At 34.8% G+C, this 19,557-nt stretch carries 16 protein-coding genes; 12 read left to right on the forward strand and 4 right to left on the reverse strand.

Translation table 11 applies throughout. The features are described from left to right. Nucleotides 1-10: 10 nt before the first annotated feature. From BHU61_RS06840 to BHU61_RS13670, 5 genes are all read left to right on the forward strand, one after another. Nucleotides 11-4,501 carry an Ig-like domain-containing protein gene (locus BHU61_RS06840; RefSeq protein WP_111715644.1) on the forward strand — a complete coding sequence of 1,497 codons (4,491 nt, stop codon included), beginning with the start codon at nt 11-13 and terminating at the stop codon, nt 4,499-4,501. A gap of 103 nt (nt 4,502-4,604) precedes the next feature. Continuing rightward, nucleotides 4,605-5,801 (forward strand): hypothetical protein, encoded by a 1,197-nt coding sequence (locus BHU61_RS06845; protein ID WP_111715646.1) that lies wholly within the window; start codon nt 4,605-4,607, stop codon nt 5,799-5,801. A gap of 2 nt (nt 5,802-5,803) precedes the next feature. Continuing rightward, a complete protein-coding gene (locus BHU61_RS13390; RefSeq protein ID WP_157819811.1) occupies nt 5,804-5,977 on the forward strand; it encodes a hypothetical protein in 174 nt (57 codons plus the stop codon). 79 nt (nt 5,978-6,056) lie between these two features. Beyond that, entirely contained in the window at nt 6,057-6,605 is a 549-nt protein-coding gene (locus BHU61_RS06850; RefSeq protein WP_111715647.1) for a phage holin family protein, read from the forward strand. Continuing rightward, on the forward strand, nt 6,589-7,920 hold the full coding sequence (locus tag BHU61_RS13670) for a LysM peptidoglycan-binding domain-containing protein (protein WP_170122489.1): 1,332 nt from the start codon (nt 6,589-6,591) through the stop codon (nt 7,918-7,920). Before BHU61_RS06850 ends, BHU61_RS13670 begins: the two co-directional genes overlap by 17 nt. A gap of 517 nt (nt 7,921-8,437) precedes the next feature. Here the strand turns inward: BHU61_RS13670 and BHU61_RS06860 are convergent. Beyond that, nucleotides 8,438-10,354, reverse strand: coding sequence for an ABC-F family ATP-binding cassette domain-containing protein (locus BHU61_RS06860; protein WP_111715651.1), 1,917 nt, complete (start codon nt 10,352-10,354; stop codon nt 8,438-8,440). Between the two features lie 156 nt (nt 10,355-10,510). Here BHU61_RS06860 and BHU61_RS06865 point away from each other — a divergent pair, with 156 nt between their 5' ends. From BHU61_RS06865 to tatC, 3 genes are all read left to right on the forward strand, one after another. Then, nucleotides 10,511-11,143, forward strand: a complete 633-nt coding sequence (locus BHU61_RS06865; RefSeq protein ID WP_111715652.1) for a redox-sensing transcriptional repressor Rex — start codon at nt 10,511-10,513, stop codon at nt 11,141-11,143. A 12-nt stretch (nt 11,144-11,155) separates the two neighbouring features. Further along, on the forward strand, nt 11,156-11,353 hold the full coding sequence (gene tatA / locus BHU61_RS06870; RefSeq protein ID WP_275439900.1) for a twin-arginine translocase TatA/TatE family subunit: 198 nt from the start codon (nt 11,156-11,158) through the stop codon (nt 11,351-11,353). Nucleotides 11,354-11,414: 61 nt separating this feature from the next. Beyond that, the gene (gene tatC, locus BHU61_RS06875) at nt 11,415-12,170 is read left to right on the forward strand and encodes a twin-arginine translocase subunit TatC (RefSeq protein WP_099576903.1); all 756 of its coding nucleotides are present in this window, start codon (nt 11,415-11,417) and stop codon (nt 12,168-12,170) included. Between the two features lie 205 nt (nt 12,171-12,375). Here the strand turns inward: tatC and BHU61_RS06880 are convergent, their stop codons facing one another. Further along, a complete protein-coding gene (locus tag BHU61_RS06880; RefSeq protein WP_111715654.1) occupies nt 12,376-13,269 on the reverse strand; it encodes a nuclease-related domain-containing protein in 894 nt (297 codons plus the stop codon). A 98-nt stretch (nt 13,270-13,367) separates the two neighbouring features. Here BHU61_RS06880 and BHU61_RS06885 point away from each other — a divergent pair, with 98 nt between their 5' ends. The 4 genes from BHU61_RS06885 (at nt 13,368) to BHU61_RS06900 (ending at nt 17,836) form a co-directional block, all read left to right on the forward strand. Further along, the gene (locus BHU61_RS06885; protein WP_111715655.1) at nt 13,368-14,342 is read left to right on the forward strand and encodes a LacI family DNA-binding transcriptional regulator; all 975 of its coding nucleotides are present in this window, start codon (nt 13,368-13,370) and stop codon (nt 14,340-14,342) included. 47 nt (nt 14,343-14,389) lie between these two features. Then, nucleotides 14,390-15,874, forward strand: a complete 1,485-nt coding sequence (locus BHU61_RS06890) for a glycoside hydrolase family 32 protein (protein WP_111715657.1) — start codon at nt 14,390-14,392, stop codon at nt 15,872-15,874. Beyond that, a complete protein-coding gene (locus BHU61_RS06895; protein WP_111715659.1) occupies nt 15,871-16,821 on the forward strand; it encodes a carbohydrate kinase family protein in 951 nt (316 codons plus the stop codon). Before BHU61_RS06890 ends, BHU61_RS06895 begins: the two co-directional genes overlap by 4 nt. 163 nt (nt 16,822-16,984) lie before the next feature. Further along, entirely contained in the window at nt 16,985-17,836 is an 852-nt protein-coding gene (locus tag BHU61_RS06900) for a MurR/RpiR family transcriptional regulator (protein WP_111715660.1), read from the forward strand. Between the two features lie 58 nt (nt 17,837-17,894). On the opposite strand, the gene BHU61_RS06905 is transcribed toward BHU61_RS06900, so the two are convergent. Continuing rightward, nucleotides 17,895-18,518: a nitroreductase family protein gene (locus BHU61_RS06905; protein ID WP_099576915.1), complete on the reverse strand. Its 624-nt coding sequence runs from the start codon at nt 18,516-18,518 to the stop codon at nt 17,895-17,897. A 24-nt stretch (nt 18,519-18,542) separates the two neighbouring features. Then, a complete protein-coding gene (locus tag BHU61_RS06910; RefSeq protein WP_111715662.1) occupies nt 18,543-19,394 on the reverse strand; it encodes a VOC family protein in 852 nt (283 codons plus the stop codon). Between the last annotated feature and the right edge of the window lie 163 nt (nt 19,395-19,557).

Here is a 19,557-nt window from a genome sequence, read left to right on the forward strand (position 1 = left end):
GGGAAATTATTTGGATATTAATAGTATCAAAACGAAAGTAAAACAGCATAAACATATAACCCTTAAACAAAAAGATAATACAAGTCCAATAGAACTGTATCTATGTGGTAACGATGGTAAAGTAATGAGTTCATTAAGTGGAACTGCAAAAGTAACTTTGTTAGATAACGTTGATCGTGAAGTTAGAGCATCAATTGATGCAAACGTCACAGGTGGGGCAATCTCATTTGTTGTTACTCAACACTTAAAAGCAAATCCACACAATTTGGAGATAACTATTGGCGGACGTAAATTTCCATCTGACGGTGAGTTCACTATTCAAGTTGCACCAACGCATGACATGGCTGAACTGAATATAATCCAGCAAGGGACAAAAGAACAGGTTATCAGTCAGATTACATCAGATGTTAAATCGTACGTGAGTCCAATTATCACTAACTATATGAGTGCAAATGCAAGTTTATTTAAAGGTGAAAAAGGGGATGCTTTTACTTATTCTGACTTCACTTATGCTCAATTAAATGCACTAAAAGGTGATAAGGGTGACCAGGGTATTCAAGGACAGAAAGGAGAACCATTTACATTCTCCGATTTTACTGTTGAGCAATTAAATGCATTAAAAGTAAAAGGTGACAAAGGAGACCCTGGACTTTCAGCCTATCAAGTATGGTTAGCACAGCCTGGCAATGCAGGAAAAACAGTAAATGAATATTTATTAAGCCTTAAAGGAGATGGTCTACAAATCGATGGGGTCGCAACATCAGTAGACCAGTTACCAACTGGAACAACTAAACTCACATATCTAGTTGGTACGGTACTGTATTTTAGACAAGCTGGTTCGAGTACGTGGACACAAGGACCGAATATTAAAGGATTAGACGGTTCTAAAGTAACCATTGGCAGTGACGGCTACTGGTATATTGACGGGGTTAAGCAGAGTTGGAAAGCTGACGTATCTACTGAAACTGCTAGAGTTATGCAACTTAAAAACTTGTTAGGAAATTATGGTGGTTTTCACAAAGATAGTGATGGTGACGGACTAGCAGATGGGAGTATAAAAACAGGGACGAATAATGGACTAGCAACATGGTCAAATGGACAACAGACTTTTAGTTCAAATAGTGCAAGTTTTTATTTCAAAAGTCCTGCTACTTCAAATTTAAAAGATAATACTTTCTATATTGCTGTGATGGATGTCTCAAGTAATCAAACTAGTGACAGGCAATTGGCAGAAAAAGTTCAAGTTTATGGGACTACCTCAATATCGGCAAGGTTTGATTATAAGAATATAGAAAAAATAGCATATACTTCTTTTAAAACTTCAACATCTGGCACTGGTGTCGCTGAAGTTGTTTTCTTGAAATATGACACCGCAATAAATACTTATGATAATTTGAGAATATATGAAATACCTCAATCTGAATATGATGCATTAGCAACAATGTCACCTGCACAGATAAAACAAAAATATCCTTATACAGAACCAATTTCTATGTCGCAAGTTGATGGATTGGAAACACAGTTAAATAGTAAAGCTTTAGCAGGACATAATCATGATTTGACGTATATAAAAATAGCGGATGGTCAAATTTATAAAGTTTTCGCTGATGACGGAAATGCAATACCAATAAATTCAGTAGATTTTAACAACCCGAGCGCAACACTTCTCAAATCTGGTTTGTATTATATTAACGGTTCAACTAACATTCCGCTTGGAACTAATCAATATGGATTTGCTGAGTATATAAAATTAGGTTCAAATCATGCGAAATTGTATTACTCTCCATATAATTCTGACGTTGTATATCTAAAAACTAGAACATCTGGTACATGGGGTTCATGGCAATTATTAAACGTTAACGCATACACAAAAACGGAATCGGACAGTAAATATGCATTAACTAATCACACGCACTCTGGATATGCACCAACCTCGCATACTCATGTTATTACGGATGTTACTGGACTGCAAAATGCATTAGACGGAAAACTCACTAAAGCACAGGCAGATAGCTATTATGCACCTATCGGTAGTACTTCTACAGGTGGAACGACAGTTGTCGATGACAAAAACAAAGTTAATGTAAATACTAAATTCGGGTTTGTCGGCGATGGAGTGACGGATAACTATCAGGCTTTTAAAGATATGATCGCGTTTAACAAATTAAATCCAGAAGTTAAACTTGAATTCGACGGACAGTATAATGGCCAACGCGCTAAATATCGTGTTGATAGATATGTAACTATCGCAAATATTGAGGGGAGTTATGCATCAGGTTCACCGACGCATATGGTATGGGAAGGTCGTATGGTTCACCTTATCACAAATGGTGCGTTATTTATCAATATGCCTATGAATGGTTTCACAAAAACCAAAGCATATACTAGTGGTGGATGGCATTATGCGAAAGAGGAACCAATCACATTATTTAATTTTGAAAAGGTTCAATCAGTTTTAGGAGATAATCTTCATATTGATGGGGAGAACTACAAACTAAAATTTGAAGCTGGATTCACTTCTAAAGAGGGCGAAAACGCTAAATGGTCAGCGGATAATCTTCCTTTAGCAGAAGGTAGAGGGCACGGTATTATTTTAAGCGGTTCAACAAATATCGCTTTCAAAAACATTTCAGCAATTAACCAGGTTGTAGACGGCATCGCGATGGGTTTCTCTGCAGATTATACTAAGATGGAAGTCACTCAATCATCAAACGTGAGTATTACCAACGTAACTACAAATGGTAATGGGCGTTTAGGTATTTCTGGATTAGGTGCGTGTAATGGGCATATCACTAACTTTATTTCCGAATATAACGGTATGAACAAGAATGCGGATGGAATGTATATCAGTTCAAGTCCTGCTGGTGGTTTTGACTTCGAACCACATCACAGTCCTGTTTCAACAGATAACAACACACCACCGTCTTACACTGTAGAGGACTGGAACGGTAACTTTGTTATCGAGAATGCACGTATTAGATATAATTCAGGCACTCAAATAGCATGTACTTCAACTTTATTGACACGTACTGTAGTACTTCAAAGAGCGACTGTTAGACCACCTAAAGGTAGAACTGGTGATCATCTATTAATTCAGGCATCATTACAGAACTGTAAATTTATCGACTGTGATATTGATGGTAAATTAGCAGATGGCAAATTATCGCGCGTAGTATTCTATGGTGCTGGATATGTATCAGAATCAACAGGTGTAATCACAGGACAACCTGCAAACGTATGGAGTGAGGTTGTCGGGGGTCGTTGGGCAAATATTGAGCCGTGGGTAAACACAGACGGTAATACGACTTACAACGAAATTCCAACAGGTCAATATGGACTTCATAATATTTCATTTACTGGATTAGTTATGGATAACGTATTATTCACACTTAGAACAATTAGACGTTTCAATTTCTTAAATGTCGTGATGAACTATCCGTCAGATACTGTAGTAAATAAATTGATTATCTGGAACGCTAACATGAAAGATTGCGTTATGATCAACAGAAAATCATCTAACATTACACTTGATTTAGGAAGTGGAGATACACAATCGAATTTTGAAAACTTAAGATTAACTTCAAATAAATTTGATTTTGCATCAGGTACTAAGAAATATAAAACAGCAGTTATTTCAAATGAGGCAATGGATGTCTACGATTACACAAGAGCGATGGAATACATGTTAGGTAACGGAACTACGCCAACACCACCAGCAGATACAACGCCACCAAATGCACCAACCGTAAATACTGTTTACACAGATTCTACTACTATTACAGGTACGGCAGAAGCGAATAGTACAATTACAGTATTATTCAATGGTGGTAACGCCACTACTGCTACAACAAATGGTAGCGGTAACTGGACAGTTACGAAACCAGGTGCAGTAACTTTAACCGCCGGAATGAGTATCAACGTAACTGCTAAAGATGCAGCAAACAATACTTCTAATGCTACGACAGTAACAGTTCAAGCAGTACAAACGGGTACTGGTGGTAACTTATGGCCGACAACATCATTTGATTTCACTGGTAAAACGATACCTCAAGCCGGAGGTAGTGGCAGTAAGTTAACAGTCAATTCAGTGTTCACTGTATCTAATAACGAAGCTCAAGCATTAGACATGTCAGGTAGCGGAGATACGATTACATTTGCTTCTAAAGCAGGTACAAGTAAATATGGATTCTTCACATTACAACCTAATACTCAATATACTATTCGAGTTAAAGGTTCTGATACTATCGCGAATGCATCAGACTTAGTAACAATGATTTCAACAACTGATGCAAATTACATCTGGCCAAACCCTAAAGTAGTGGACATTACATTTACTACTGATTCAGCTGGTAAATTTGGTTATGACTTTAACGGTGTGACTTATGGTAATGCTACATCATCATTTGTATTCCATCGCGCAAACGGCGGTAAAAATTCAACAACTACTTATAAGGTATGGTTAAATCCAGGATCTACAAGTACAGCAACATGGTCCTCATAAATTTATGACACCTCATTATGAGGTGTCTAATTTAATTTTAGAACACACATTCTCTTATCATATTCTTTTGGATAGAGTATATTATTTAAAAGGGGATGGTAACATGACATCAGAAATTTGTATAATGAATAGTTTAGGTGCAGTATTAGCTGCTGATAGTGCAGTTACAATCAGTGGAAGTGGATCTGCAAAAACATATGATACAGTAAATAAAATATTCAGTATGGATAAACACGACATAGGAATTATGATAAATGGCAATCTTACATTTAATAAACTTTCATTAGATATTGTTATTAAAGAATTTAAAAAACAATTACCTGAAGAGAAGTATAATACCGTTAATATTTATGCCTCTAAATTTTTGGAGTTTCTTAATACGTTTAAAGAATCAAAAACTAGCACTGCTGAAATAGAACTTATTAATCTATATATATATAATCTGATAAATGAAGTGAATAGAAGATCAGAACTGATGATTAATGAAGTTTTGTCAACAGAATCAACAGTACAAGTTGACTCCGTTCAAAAAATTATTACACGTAATATTAATGATGTTTATCAGATATTAGACCAACACTTCGACTCTATATTAACTTTTGACGATAATTATTTTGAAATTAATTATAATAAATTAGTAGAAGAAAGAATTTGGGAACATTTTGCACCAGCGTATATTACTGATGAAATAATCACACTTTTTATAACCTTAGTTAAAAAAGCACTTCAGACAAATTATGAAGTTTTAAGTAAAAGTTCTATTGTTTTTGCTGGATACGGAAAAGAGGATGTACTACCATCGATGATTGAGTTAGAACTATATGGTAGTTTTAATGGAGTGATAAAACATCGTTTTAATTATTCATCAAGTATTAGTATTAGAGAAAATTTCTTAGCTGATATTAAACCTTTCGCCCAAGATGATATGATTGAAACTGTTATAAAAGGGATACATCCAGAAGTAAATCAGAATATGATAAATTGTATAAATGGATCAAGCATACCTGAACAAGAAAAGATTAATATAATAAATGAAATTGATGGATTTCAAAAGACGCAATTTGTACATCCGTTTTTACAAACTATCGTTAATCTTCCATTAGAAGAATTACCTTCAATGGCTGAAACGCTAATTAATCTAACCTCTTTCAAAAGAAAGTATTCGCAAAATATTGAAACAGTTGGTGGTCCGGTAGATATTTTGATGGTTTCAAAAGGGGAAGGCCCAATATGGATAAAAAGGAAACATTATTTTAAAAGTGAATTAAATTTAGAATATTTAAATAGAAAGGGTGTTTAATAATGTTTAAAATTTCTAATAATCAACGTAGTTCATTCGATTTTGTAGTTAATAAAGGATTTAATATTAAAACCCCATTAATAGAAAAGTTAACTGAACAAAAGGATAGAGAAAAATACTTAGAAGAACGTAAACAATTCATCAGAGAAATAATCGTACAACAACAGAATCAATAAATAGCTAAATAATATCCAACCTCTCACATAACGTGAGGGGTTTTTATTATATAAAAATTTAAATTACAGGAGTGATGGAATGCATATAGAAGCAGACGGTATAAGTTTTGAACACTTATCGATATTAAAATTTTATTTATTAGGCACAGATTTAAGGATGGTTTACATTCTATTAGCGTTTATGAGTTTCGATATTATGACAGGAATTTTTAAAGCGTGGCAACAGCATAATTTATGGAGTAGGAAATCTATGTTTGGTTATTCAAGAAAACTATTAATTTTCGGAATAGTTATTATGGCTAATCTAATGGATCAAATACTTGAGTTAAACGGAGTATTGTCGATTGCGACGATTCTTTACTATATAGGAAATGAAGGATTAAGTATAGTGGAGAACCTTGTGATATTAGGAGTGCCAGTTCCTGAATTTCTAGCAGAAAAATTAGCAATATTAGCTAATGGTAAACGTTCAATAACTACTGACATTAAAGAAGAGTTTAGCACTAAAAATTCACCTGATTTACCTGGAGGTGAAGTGGAAGTAAAAGTTAAGGTTGAGCCGGAAGAAATAAAAGCAATGAACTCTAAATATGGGATGGAGATGTATTCAAATGACAAAAAAGGCTAAAATGAAATATAAAATTGAAACTCAGCATGTCAAAGGATTACCACAGTATAGATACAACACAAAGAATGGTAAACCTGATTGCATCGTAATGCATGATACTGGAAACGATTCAAGTACCATTGAAGGTGAAGTAAGTTATATGTCGCGTAACTGGAAAAATGCGTTTGTGCATGGTTGGATTAATGCTGATAAAATAATTGAAACTGCTAATACTGATTTCTTGTGCTGGGGTGGAGGGCCAGGTATCAATCCTTACGCGATACAAGGTGAGTTAGTACATGAGCATACCAAAGAAAGATTTTTATTATCCATCGATCGATGGATATTTTATTTTGCTTATCAGATGTATTGGTATGATATTGAAGTATATGATGCTACAGATGATGGTAATGGAACAGTATTTACACATCACGCAGTATCTAAATTCCGTGGCCATACTGATCATGTTGACCCAATGCCTTATATAAAAGAACGTTCTAAAAAGTTATTAGGAAAAGAAATAACCTGGTCACAGATTTATAACAAACTAAAAGAATATGTTGATGCATTATATGATGGAGATAGTACTAAAGTTAAAATGATTGGTGAAGCGTCTGATAGTAAAGTTGTTAAAAAAGCTCCAAAGAAAACACCAGTTAAAAAGAAAGTTACCACAAAACCTAAAAAAGTTGAAGATATCTATATTGTCAAAGAAGGAGATAGCTTATGGAAAATAGCAACGGAATACAAACTGACTATAGATGAATTAAAAAAGCTAAATGGGTTAAAATCGAATTTAATATTCGAAAAACAAAAATTAAAAATAAAGAAAGAAAAAAAGGCGCAATCTACTATCAAGCAGAAAGCGCCTTTAAAAATAAACAACCCTAAAAATAAATTAACCAAATCGCAAGCAGTTCAATTCGTTAAATTGCTAGAAGGTAATATTTATGACTACGATAAATATGCAGGTGCGCAATGTTTTGATTTAGCAAATGTGTATTGGCATGCAATGTACCAACATAAATTAGATGGTATTGCTGCAAAAGATATTCCAACCGCTAACGATTTTACAGGTGAAGCGGTTATATACAATAACACGCCAGAATTTTTAGCGATGCCTGGGGATTTATGTATTTGGTCAAAACGTTTCGGTATTGATAAATATGGAAAAGGTTGGGGACATGTAGCAATCGTATTAGAAGCTGATTTAAATACTATTACGGTGTTAGAACAAAATTGGCTTGGTGGTGGTTGGACTATGACAGAACCAGCGACGATAAGAAATCATAAATATGAATATGATATGAAATTCATAAGACCACTTTATAGATAGTTGAAACCCTACTTATCATTTGATAGGTAGGGTTATTTTTTTGGCTAAATAGCCGAAATATTGATAATTTGGTTATTTAGACGAATGTCGGAATGATATTGTTATGTACTTCCAAGTCTCCCTAAACTTCCGACAGTTTATCCACATACTATGACGTGTTTATTCCATTTTATTATTACGTTCCGACAATGTTCCGACAGTTTAGGCGATTATAACCGATTATAACCGATAAAACGCGGAAATATCGAACATAAATCCATTGTATAAAAACTTTTATAAACGTTGATGTGACAGTATTTATAAAGTTATTCAAAAATTATCCACGCGAACAAATGTACTTGTACACAAGTTGTGCACAAAATGTGTATAACTTAATGTCAATAGGGAGTATTACACAAAATTAATCATAATATAACACCCTTTTTCTGTGGATAACTAGGATAACTCTGTGGATTAGTGTAATAAAAGGATTTTTATTGTGTATAACTTTGTGTACAAAAATAACCGGCTATGCCGGTTAATTTTCTAATGTCAATTCTAATTCTGTCCACTGTTCGACTTTTTGTTCGAGTGTTTGATTTAATGCAATAAGTTCTTCATTTAAAGCATGAGATTTTTCATGGTCGTTAAATACTTCTGGTTGCGTAAGTCGTTCCTCTATACTACTAATTTGACTTTCCAGGTGCTGAATATCTTTTTCTGTATTTTCTAATTGACGTTCTAGTTTACGTCTTTCTTTTTGGTTCGCTTTAAAGTCATCGTTAGTCGTTTCTTTAGTAATTTGCTTTGACTCCTGTTCGATTAAGCTTTCATGCGCTAATCGTTCTTCTTCTTTTTCGATAAAATATGAATAGTCGCCGAGGAATAGCTTTCCACCCTTATCTGTCATCTGGAATATCTTTGTCGCTATTTTATTGATGAAATAACGATCATGGCTGACAAATAACAAGGTTCCTGGATAATGGATAAGTGCATCCTCCAGCACTTCTTTTGCATCGATATCGAGGTGGTTAGTCGGCTCATCAAGAATTAACACATTGTTTTCTTCAAGACTAAGTTTAGCAAGTTGTAATCTCGCTTTTTCTCCACCTGATAAGTCATTGATGATCTTTTTCACATCATCCTGAACGAATAGAAAGCGTCCCAGTACAGTACGAATATCTTTTTCAGGCATTGTTGGATAGTACTGCCATAATTCTTCTAGTACAGTATTATTTGAAGAAAATTCTGCTTGCTTTTGATCGTAATAGCCGATTGAAAGATTAGCACCATACTTAATGTCACCGTGTAGTGCAGTTAACTGTTTGGCGATGGTTTTAATAAGCGTTGTTTTACCGATACCGTTTGGCCCAATAAATGCGACAGCATCCTGTTTTTTTATATCTAAGTTTAAATGTTCAGCAAGTGGCGTATCATAGCCGATAGCAAGGTCATCGATACGTAATACGTCATTTCCTGTTTCTTTCTGAATATTAAATCTTAAATTCATAGAATGATCGTCTTGTTTCGGAATATCAATCTTTGTCATCTTCTCAAGTACTTTACGACGTGATTTCGCCATACCACTCGTTGACGCACGTGTAATATTTTTTTGGACAAAGGTTTCCAAACGTTTAATCTCAGCCTGTTGTCGCTCATACTGTGCCTGCATCTTTTCGTAAAATTGATCACGTTGTTCAATGAATTTTGAATAGTTACCTATATATTTCTGAACTTGTCCTAGTGCAACATCATATACTGTATTAACAACTTTATCTAAAAAGTAACGGTCGTGTGAAATAATTACGATGGCACCATCATACGTCGTTAAATAATTTTCGAGCCAGGCAGTTGTATCCATGTCGAGATGGTTAGTAGGCTCATCGAGAAGCAGTAAGTCAGGATTATGAAGTAGCATTTCAGCAAGAGCAAGACGTGTCTTTTGTCCACCTGAAAATGTATCGATTTTCTGGTCAAAGTCTTCAGGTTTGAAGTTGAGACCTGTGAGCACTGTCTTTATTTTTGTTTCATAAAGATAGCCATCCTGAGCTTCAAATTGTTGCTGTAATTTCTCATAACTCGTTAATTTTTCCTGATATGCATCCGTGTGTGCATTATGACTTTCTTCGCTTAAATACAAAGCGATTTTGTCTAATTCCTGCTGCATTTTTTCCAGATGAAGGAACGGCTTTTTCATCGCTTCGTAGACGGTTCCTTCTGCATTCAAAGTCATTTGCTGAGTAAGATAGCCTAGTCTGATATTTTTAGCCATTGAAAGATTACCAGTATCGTAATCTTCAGTGCCAGCTAGAATCTTCATTAAAGTGGTTTTACCAGCACCATTTCTTCCGACAATAGCGATACGGTCGTTAGATTTAACTTCGAATTTCACATTCGAAAATATATTTTCACCTGAGTAGGATTTAGTTAAATTGCTTGCTTGTAATAATATCAAGTTATTTCACCTCACTTTCATTGTACATGAAGGACGATGAGGTGGGAATGTTTTAATCAGTTTTGTGAAATTTCACATAGTCAATTAATATGTTAAGTGTTATAATCAAAAGTGATGTGAAATCTATCACAAATTTACTTGAAACAGGTGAGTAGGATGTCAAAGGACGAAATAAAGATTCCTAAAGCCACACTAAAGAGACTTCCTTTATATTATCGTTTTGTGAATACGTTATATAATTCAAATGTGGAAAGAGTCAGTAGTAAGGAGCTAAGTGAAGGCTTACAAATTGATTCGGCAACAATACGAAGAGATTTTTCTTATTTTGGTGAGCTAGGAAAAAAAGGATATGGCTACAACGTTAACTTTTTATTAAACTTTTTTAAGACAACTTTGCAGCAGGACATGATTACAAAAGTTGCAATTATCGGAGTAGGGAATCTGGGAACTGCACTTGTTAATTATAATTTCTCGATCAATGATCGCATGAAGATTACAGCAGCCTTTGATACAAGCTCAACTTCTATCGGAAAGACGATTGGGAAGATTACTGTCGAAGATATGAAGGATTTCGAAAAAATTGTTGAAGAAACAGGCATTCAAGTTGTAATATTAACAGTACCAGGTGCGGTTGCACAAGACGTGGCAAATAGAGTGACAAAAGCACAAATAAAAGGTATATTAAACTTTACACCAGAACGTTTAACAGTACCAAATGGGGTGCACGTGCATCACATCGATTTAGGTGTTGAATTACAGTCGCTAATATTCTTTATGAAAAATCATTAGGGGGTAAAATAGATGTTATTTGTAAATACAGTTGGTATGATATCACCTGCAATTGCTATTTTCTTAGGGATTATCGCGTTAATTATTTTCGGACCTAAGAAATTACCAGAATTCGGTCGTGCGATGGGTACATCTTTAAAAGAATTTAAAGATGCAACAGATGGTATTATGAAAGATCATGACGATAAAGATAACAAAGACGTAAAATAATTTAGAATTTCAAAACGGCGACAGTGTTTGCCGTTTTTTTATGAGGAGGTCCATTCCTTTGATGAATAAAGATGATTTAACCGTTGTTGAGCATTTGGATGAATTGCGTAAACGCATTATGGTCGTGCTCTATTGTTTAGTAGCTGGGACGGCAGTAGGATTTTACTTTGGTAAACCTGTTACGAAATTCTTAACAAAAGATGATGTTCCTAAAGGTATTGAGTTGCACTATTTTAAAGTTAGTGATCCGTTAACAATTTATATTACAGTGATTATGATTATTGCACTGATCATTATATCTCCAGTCATTTTATATCAGTTATGGGCATTTATCTCTCCGGGATTACATCCAAAAGAACGCCGTGCAACATTATCATACATTCCAATCAGTTTAATTTTATTTCTAGCAGGACTTAGTTTTAGTTATTTTTATGTATTTCCTTATTTGATTCAGTTCACGATTGGACTTGCGAGTGAGATGGGTGTAAATCAGATGATCGGTGTTAGGGAGTATTTCAACGAAATGCTGAGATTTACGATTCCATTCGGATTCTTGTTCCAGTTACCGATACTGTTGTTGTTTTTAACAAGACTTGGTATTGTAACACCGATGTTCTTAAAGAAAAATCGAAAATACGCGTATTTTGCTTTATTTGTGATTACTGCATTAATTTCACCGCCGGATTTAATTTCATATTTGATGTTCTCATTTCCAATGTTGTTATTATACGAAGTGAGCATACAAATCAGTAAGATTGGGTATCGTCAATTTTTAAAAGGTGAACAACGTTTAATTGAAGAAGAACTAATGGACTAACCACTCTGGAGAGTGGTTAGTTTTTTGATGTTTAGTGGAAAAAACTTCAAACAAGTGCCCACTTGGAATCAGAAGTGTGCACGAACAGGAAAAAACTTCAAACAAATGCCCACATCAAATCAGAAGTGTGCATGAACAGGAAAAAACTTCAAACAAATGCCCACATCAAATCAGAAGTGTGCATCTATACCCATTAATATCCAACTCAAATTTGATATGTACCCTCTTTATCTGTACGTTTTAAATTTTTCCTGATAAAACGCTCGATTTTGTAGTTTCTCCCATCACTTCCCGTAATAAACTTCGTAAATTTACCAACTTTCACACTGCCCACTTTATGAATTGCACAATATTCTTTCAGTGCATAGTGCATCACATCATTAAAACTATAAATTTCATGACAGCATGGCATCTTTATCAGATTAGAAAATTCTACGTCTTGCACAACAGCACATTTCGGACATTTCAGACCTTTAAAAAACACAGCTTCTGTAATATCCAGTTCAACACTATGGATTGATTCTGATCGATGTGCTTTCACAAGCAATTCTGCAATATCATAGTCCACTTCCATTATAGGGTGCATCTTTAATTCATGAAATGATGACTGCAATTCGTTTGCGTGTAACAAGCGTGGATGTCTACCGTCATTTTTAAACGTCACATCATTATTTACAAATACAAAAAACCCCACAACTGTAAAGTTCACGCCGAAATGCTTCCATATATAATTCCTTAAAAAAGTTTCAGATCTGCTGATCTGTAAATCAGGATTTTCAATCTCTTTATAACCGTGATAGAATTTGCCATCTTGATAACGAGAATCCCTCGTATAGTATTTCGCGTCTAATATATATGCACTTTGATTCACGATAACGATTGTATCGAACTGTCGTTCAATCTTACCATCTAACAATCTTAAATCCTGAATGACTAATGCATTTCCGAAATTTACACGACTAACAATACGATCAAGCAGTTGCTCGCCGTAATAGCCTTTTAATTCTAATTCATAATCGGATAAATCGAGATTACTGCGTCCTTTGAGGTGGTGTAACTGAAGCAAAGAAGAGGAAGGTTGTCTTGTTTTGATAATCATAAAGTCTCCTGTTAGATATTCAATGATCAATACACTCTCTTTATATCACGAATTTCTAAAACATGCTAAAATAAAGTCAATATGTAAGGGGTGGCAGCATGAATAATATATTAGATATTGCGAATCTCGCTGGCGTTTCAAAAAGCACCGTCTCAAGATATTTAAACGGTGGTTCAGTAAGTGAGAAGACGAGACAGAAAATTGATAAAATTGTACAGGAAACGGGTTTCAAGCCTAACCAGTTTGCACAAAGTTTAAAAGCGAAGCGCACGAATATGATAGGTGTTATCGTACCCCGTCTAAACTCATTTGCTTCTAATGAAACGTTACTCGGTATTGAAACGACACTACGCCGTCAAAACTATCAAACTTTAATTGCTAATACAGATTTGTCTATTGATTTAGAGTTAAATGCGATTAAGACTTTTCATACGAGTAAAGTTGATGGCATCATTCTGCTAGCTACGACTTTAACAGAGGTACATATTGAACACATCGAATCTTTAGATAAACCTTTTCTGCTTATCGGTCAGCAAGATGCACATATTCACTCAATTATTCAGAATGATTATGCAGCAGGCATAAAGATCGGTAAATATTTTAAAAATCTCGAATATCAAAATATCGCTTATCTTGGTGTGCCTGAAACGGATATTGCAGTTGGCCAAAAAAGAAAACAAGGTGTAATCAAAGGGTTTGGGCAAACCATCCCATTATATGAAACGACCTTTAAACTTCAAGACGCAACAGAAGCTGCAAAGCAGTTAGTAGAAAAATATGATGCACTTATTTGTGCGACAGATAATATCGCACTTGGCGTATTGAAAGCAGCCCAACAACAAAAAGTAAAAGTACCTGAGCAACTATCGATCACTGGATTTGGGGGTTATGAAACGACATCTATTGTGACACCGATGATCACGACGATTAAATTTCCGTATTTTGAGACAGGTGAGTTAGCAGCTAAATCAATGCTCGATTTAATTGACGAAAAAGAGGTGCCGTTACTTCAGGAAATGTCGTTTGAATTAGAAGAAAAAGAAAGCGTTGACAAAAAAGCAGTACAAGCATAAAATGACACTAAATAGAATGGAACCGGTACCAAAAAAGGAGTATATATATGATTGAATGGACACGAGAAGAACGATATCAAACATTAGAAGCATTACCAGAAGACCAATATTTAAAATTAATAGAACAGACGAAACAATCTCCTCACAGACAGTTATTTCATATTCAGCCACCCACGGGATTACTGAACGATCCAAATGGATTTGCTTATTTTAACGGTCAGTATCATTTATTCTATCAATGGTTTCCGTTAGGACCGGTACATGGTTTGAAATACTGGTATCATACCGTAAGTGATAATCTTGCAACTTTTAAAAATGCAGGAATTGCACTCCGTCCGGATACTCAGTTTGATAGTCATGGTGCTTATTCAGGCTCGGGACTAGTTGTAGATGAAACGCTGAAACTAATCTATACAGGCAATCATCGTACAGATGCATGGGAACGCATTCCTTATCAGATGATTGCAACGATGCATAAAGACGGTACAATTACAAAAGATGAAACACCGATTATCAGTGGTCCACAACCTGGTTATACAGATCATTTCCGCGACCCGAAAGTTTGGTTTGAAAATGGTTACTATTATGCCGTGATTGGTGCTCAAAGAACAGATGAGACAGGTACTGTTGTTGTATATCAATCTATTGATTTAAAGCACTGGACGTTTATCTCTGAGTTAAAAACTGACTACACAGACTTCGGATATATGTGGGAGTGTCCGGATTATTTTGAATTGAATAATACGGATGTATTATTATTCTGTCCACAAGGCATTGATAAATATGAAGATCAGTTCTGGAACATTTATCAGTCTGGTTATGTGCTCGGTAAACTCGATAAAGAGACATTCGAGATGACACACGGTGAATTTATAGAACTGGACCATGGATTTGATTTTTATGCACCTCAAACAACACTCGATAAAGATGGAAACAGAGTATTAATTGGATGGATGGGATTACCTGATACAGGCTATCCAACCGATAAAGAAGGATGGGCGCACTGTTTAACAATTCCACGCGTATTAACGATAGAAGATAACAAGTTACGTCAACGTCCGGTGGAATCACTTAAATCATTACGTGGTAACGTAGAAACGGCAGAAGGTTATGCTACGAAAAAGAATGTAAAACTTCATCCTTATGAAGGGACGCATTATGAATTGATCGTCGATGTGCTTGACAATGATTCGACTGAATTTTATATAGAGTTACGCGTCTCTAAGAAGGAAAGTACGATGATTACTTATAATAAAGCAGAAAAACGCATCACGCTGGATCGATTTGATAGCGGACAGTTACCAGAAGGCGTTGATGGATATAGCCGTTCAGTTGTATTAGATGAAGATTTAAATCAATTACAGATATTCGTAGATACTTCGTCTATAGAAATCTTTATCAATGACGGAGAGAAGGTAATGACGACACGTATCTTTACATCACAAGATGCTAAAGGTATTCGCACATCGACTGAATCAGGTCAGGTGTACTTTAAATTTACAAAATATGACCTTAAGGAGGCAAACGAATGAGCGCATTATTCGCAATCGGTGAAGCATTGATTGACTTTATTCCTCAGACAAAAGGTGTGAAGTTAAAAGAGGTTAAATCTTTTGAAACGAAAGTAGGAGGAGCTCCTGCAAACGTTGCAGCAAGTGTCGCTAAGTTAGGAGGAAAGTCTTATTTAATTTCACAACTGGGTGTTGATGCATTCGGAGATTTAATCATCGATACATTGGAAGATACAGGTGTTAATACAACTTATATTACACGCTCAAACGAAGCAAATACTGCTCTTGCATTTGTAAGCTTAACGCTCGAAGGTGAACGTGATTTTTCATTCTACCGAAATCCTTCAGCAGATATGTTAAGAACAGCAGAAAATTTGCCGGAACAGATTCAACCGGAAGACATTATGCATTTCTCATCCGTTGACTTGATTCCGTCACCGATGAAAGATACACATATCACATTGATAGACAAGTTCCATGAAGCAGGTGGCTTAGTCATCTTTGATCCGAACTTAAGATTTCCACTGTGGCCGGACAAAGCATTGCTAAAAGAAACGGTCCAGACTTTCATGCCAAAAGCACATATATTAAAAATTTCAGATGAAGAACTAGAATTTATTACAGGTATTAGTAATGTAGACGAGGCAGTTCAAAGCCTGTTTAAAGGTCATACAGAAGCGGTCATCTATACAGAAGGTCCAAAAGGCGCAACCGTATATTTTAAAGATTACAACGTTCACGCACCAGGAGAAGTTGTCACGGTAGAAGATACGACAGGCGCAGGAGATGCTTTTATTGGTGCTGTAATCTATCAATTGTTAAATAAAACACAACAAATTAGCTATCTAAAAGAAAATGCTTACGATATTTTAGCATTTGCCAATCAAGTTGGGGCATACACAACGACAGGTAAAGGTGCCATCGAAAGTTTACCAAATATAAATGATTTAAAACTACGATTTTCCTAAAATTGTAGTTTTTTTTAATAAAAAGCATTATTTTTTATCAAAAATTTAAATATTTATTTAAATTATTCCCAACATATAGTATATAATATATATAAGTATTAATTCTAATTAATATTTTGTAATATTGTCTTATTTTTAATGAAAAGTTTGGAGGTTATTAGCTATGTATTCCGTTTTAGGCCAAATTACACAAATGTACGACACATTCACACCGGTTGAAAAACGTATTGCAGATTTGATGATAGATCAACCTGTAAAAGTTGTGAATTTACCAATTAAAGAGATAGCGAAAACGGCAGGGACCAGTGAAGCTGCCATCGTACGGTTCAGCAAGCGCCTAGGACTCTCTGGAATCAAAGTTGTAAAAGTAGAACTTGCAAGAGAATTACATACGATTGACACTGAGAAAAAACCTTCTAAGATAGAATTTACAGATTCAGTTGAAGTGTTAAAAGAAAAAGTATTCAATAATTCAATTCAAGCTTTATACAATACAGAAAAAATATTATCGCCAAAAATAATTGATGATGCAGCACAAGCAATTATTAAAGCAAAGCGTATGATGATATTTGGAGTAGGGATAGCTCAAGTCGTTGGAGAAGACTTTCGACTTAAGCTTGCGCAAATTGATAAACTTGCACATCTTGCAAATGATTCATTTACCGCAGTATCAATGCTTGCAAACTTCGAACCAGGCGACGTATTGTTTGCGATAACTTCATCAGGTAGAAGTAAAGAAATTATCGAAGTAATTAAATATGCAAAGAAACAAAAGATTACGATTATCCTACTTACTCAAAAAGTACCTTCACCTGCTTTACGCATGGCAGATATCGCGCTTGCTATGGCGAAAGAAGAAAGTGATTTTAAAGTTGGGACGATGACGGTTCGTCTTGTACAACTGGCTATTATTGATGCAGTATATTTAAGAATTGGTTCAATACAAAGTGAAGTAGTTATTAAAAGTTTAACAAACGTTAACAATGCACGTGAAGATATTCAGGACGCCCAATAATGTTAAGTAATTCAAAAAAGATCATTGAAATATTTTTTCAATGATCTTTTTTATAAGGTTATTTTTTAACGATAAAGCGGTTTTCTACAGGTTGGAAGTCTTTTGGACCAGCTTCTGAACCAACTGAACCGAACGGCATTTGCGCAACAAGTTCCCAAGTTGCAGGAATATCGAATTCACTTGCTACTTTTTCATCGATTACGCCATCATAATGTTGTAATGATGCACCTAATCCTTTATTGGCAAACGCTGTCCAGATTGCAAATTGGTGCATTGCATTTGATTGTTGTGCCCATACAGGGAATTTCGGAGCATAAGCAGCGAATTTTTCTTGTAATCCTTCAGTTACTTTTGTATCGATGTAATATAATACAGTCCCGTAACCAGCTTTAAAGCTATTGATTTTTTGTTCAGTTTCACTGAAATCACGGTCTGGACCCATTAATTCTTTTAAGCTGTCTTTAGTAATATCCCATAATTTTTTATGTTGATCATTTAATAAAAGAACGACACGTGTACTTTGTGAGTTGAATGCTGATGGTACATGTTTTACTGTGTCAGAAATAATTTTTTCGATTTCTTCGTCAGAAATTGGTGATTTTGGTTCGATGTGATAAATTGAACGTCTGTTTTCGATTGCCTCTTCAAAACTTTTTGCTAAATCTTTTTTAAATAAACTCATTGTCATTTCTCCTTTTATTTAAAATTAATTACTACGTATCATTAATCTGATACCTATACCATTTGGATCTTTTATTACTTCAGAATTCCCGTCTTTATGCATTGTTAATCCTTTTTCGTTCAATAACTTTTTGAAATGGGCAACATCTTCATCATTTGGCATCTGAATATCGAAACGACGTATACCCGGTGCATCTTGTTCAGGTTGTTCAGTCGCTTTATCCCACGTATTTAAGCCGAGATGATGGTGATATCCAGCTGCTGATAGAAATGCAGCACTCGTTCCGTATTTAGTCATAACATCCATGCCGAAGAAATCCTTATAGAAAGCAATACTTTTATCGAGATCGATGACAGATAGATGCATATGTCCCATAATTGTATCAGGATGTAAACCTTTAAAAGGATGGTTATTATTCGCAGCAAGTACACCGCTAAAATCCATTTCAGTTGTACCCATCACGATATTGCCGTTTTCTTCAAATTCCCATTTTGAAGATGGCACATCACGATAAATTTCAATCCCATTACCTTCTGGATCTTGTAGATAGATCGCTTCAGATACATCATGATTACTAGCTCCAGAAAGCGGATAACCCGTTTTGATGAGATGGAAAAAGATATTACCTAATGCTTCACGAGATGGTACCAACAGCGCAAAATGAAATAATCCAGCTGATTTTACTCTTTCTTTATTGGTCTGGTACAGATAAATTAAAGGACGGTTTCTAGTGCCGAGTACTGCATATTGATCTGTTGACTCTAAAACATTCAGTCCTAAAATTTCGTTGTAGAAAACTAAACTGTTCTCCATAAAATTTACATTTAAATGAATTGCACCGATATGCGTGTCGTTCGAAAAATATTTTGCTTCCATAATTTAAAGACTCCTAAGTATATTTTATATATATGATATAATTAATATATCATATAACGTTATAAAATAAAATGATTTAATGTTATTATATCAACTTTTATAAATTTATTGCAGTTATATATACTATGTTAAATATATGTAACAATACGCTCACTTAATAGAA

Source organism: Macrococcus epidermidis (genome assembly GCF_003259695.1).
Classification (GTDB): domain Bacteria; phylum Bacillota; class Bacilli; order Staphylococcales; family Staphylococcaceae; genus Macrococcoides; species Macrococcoides epidermidis.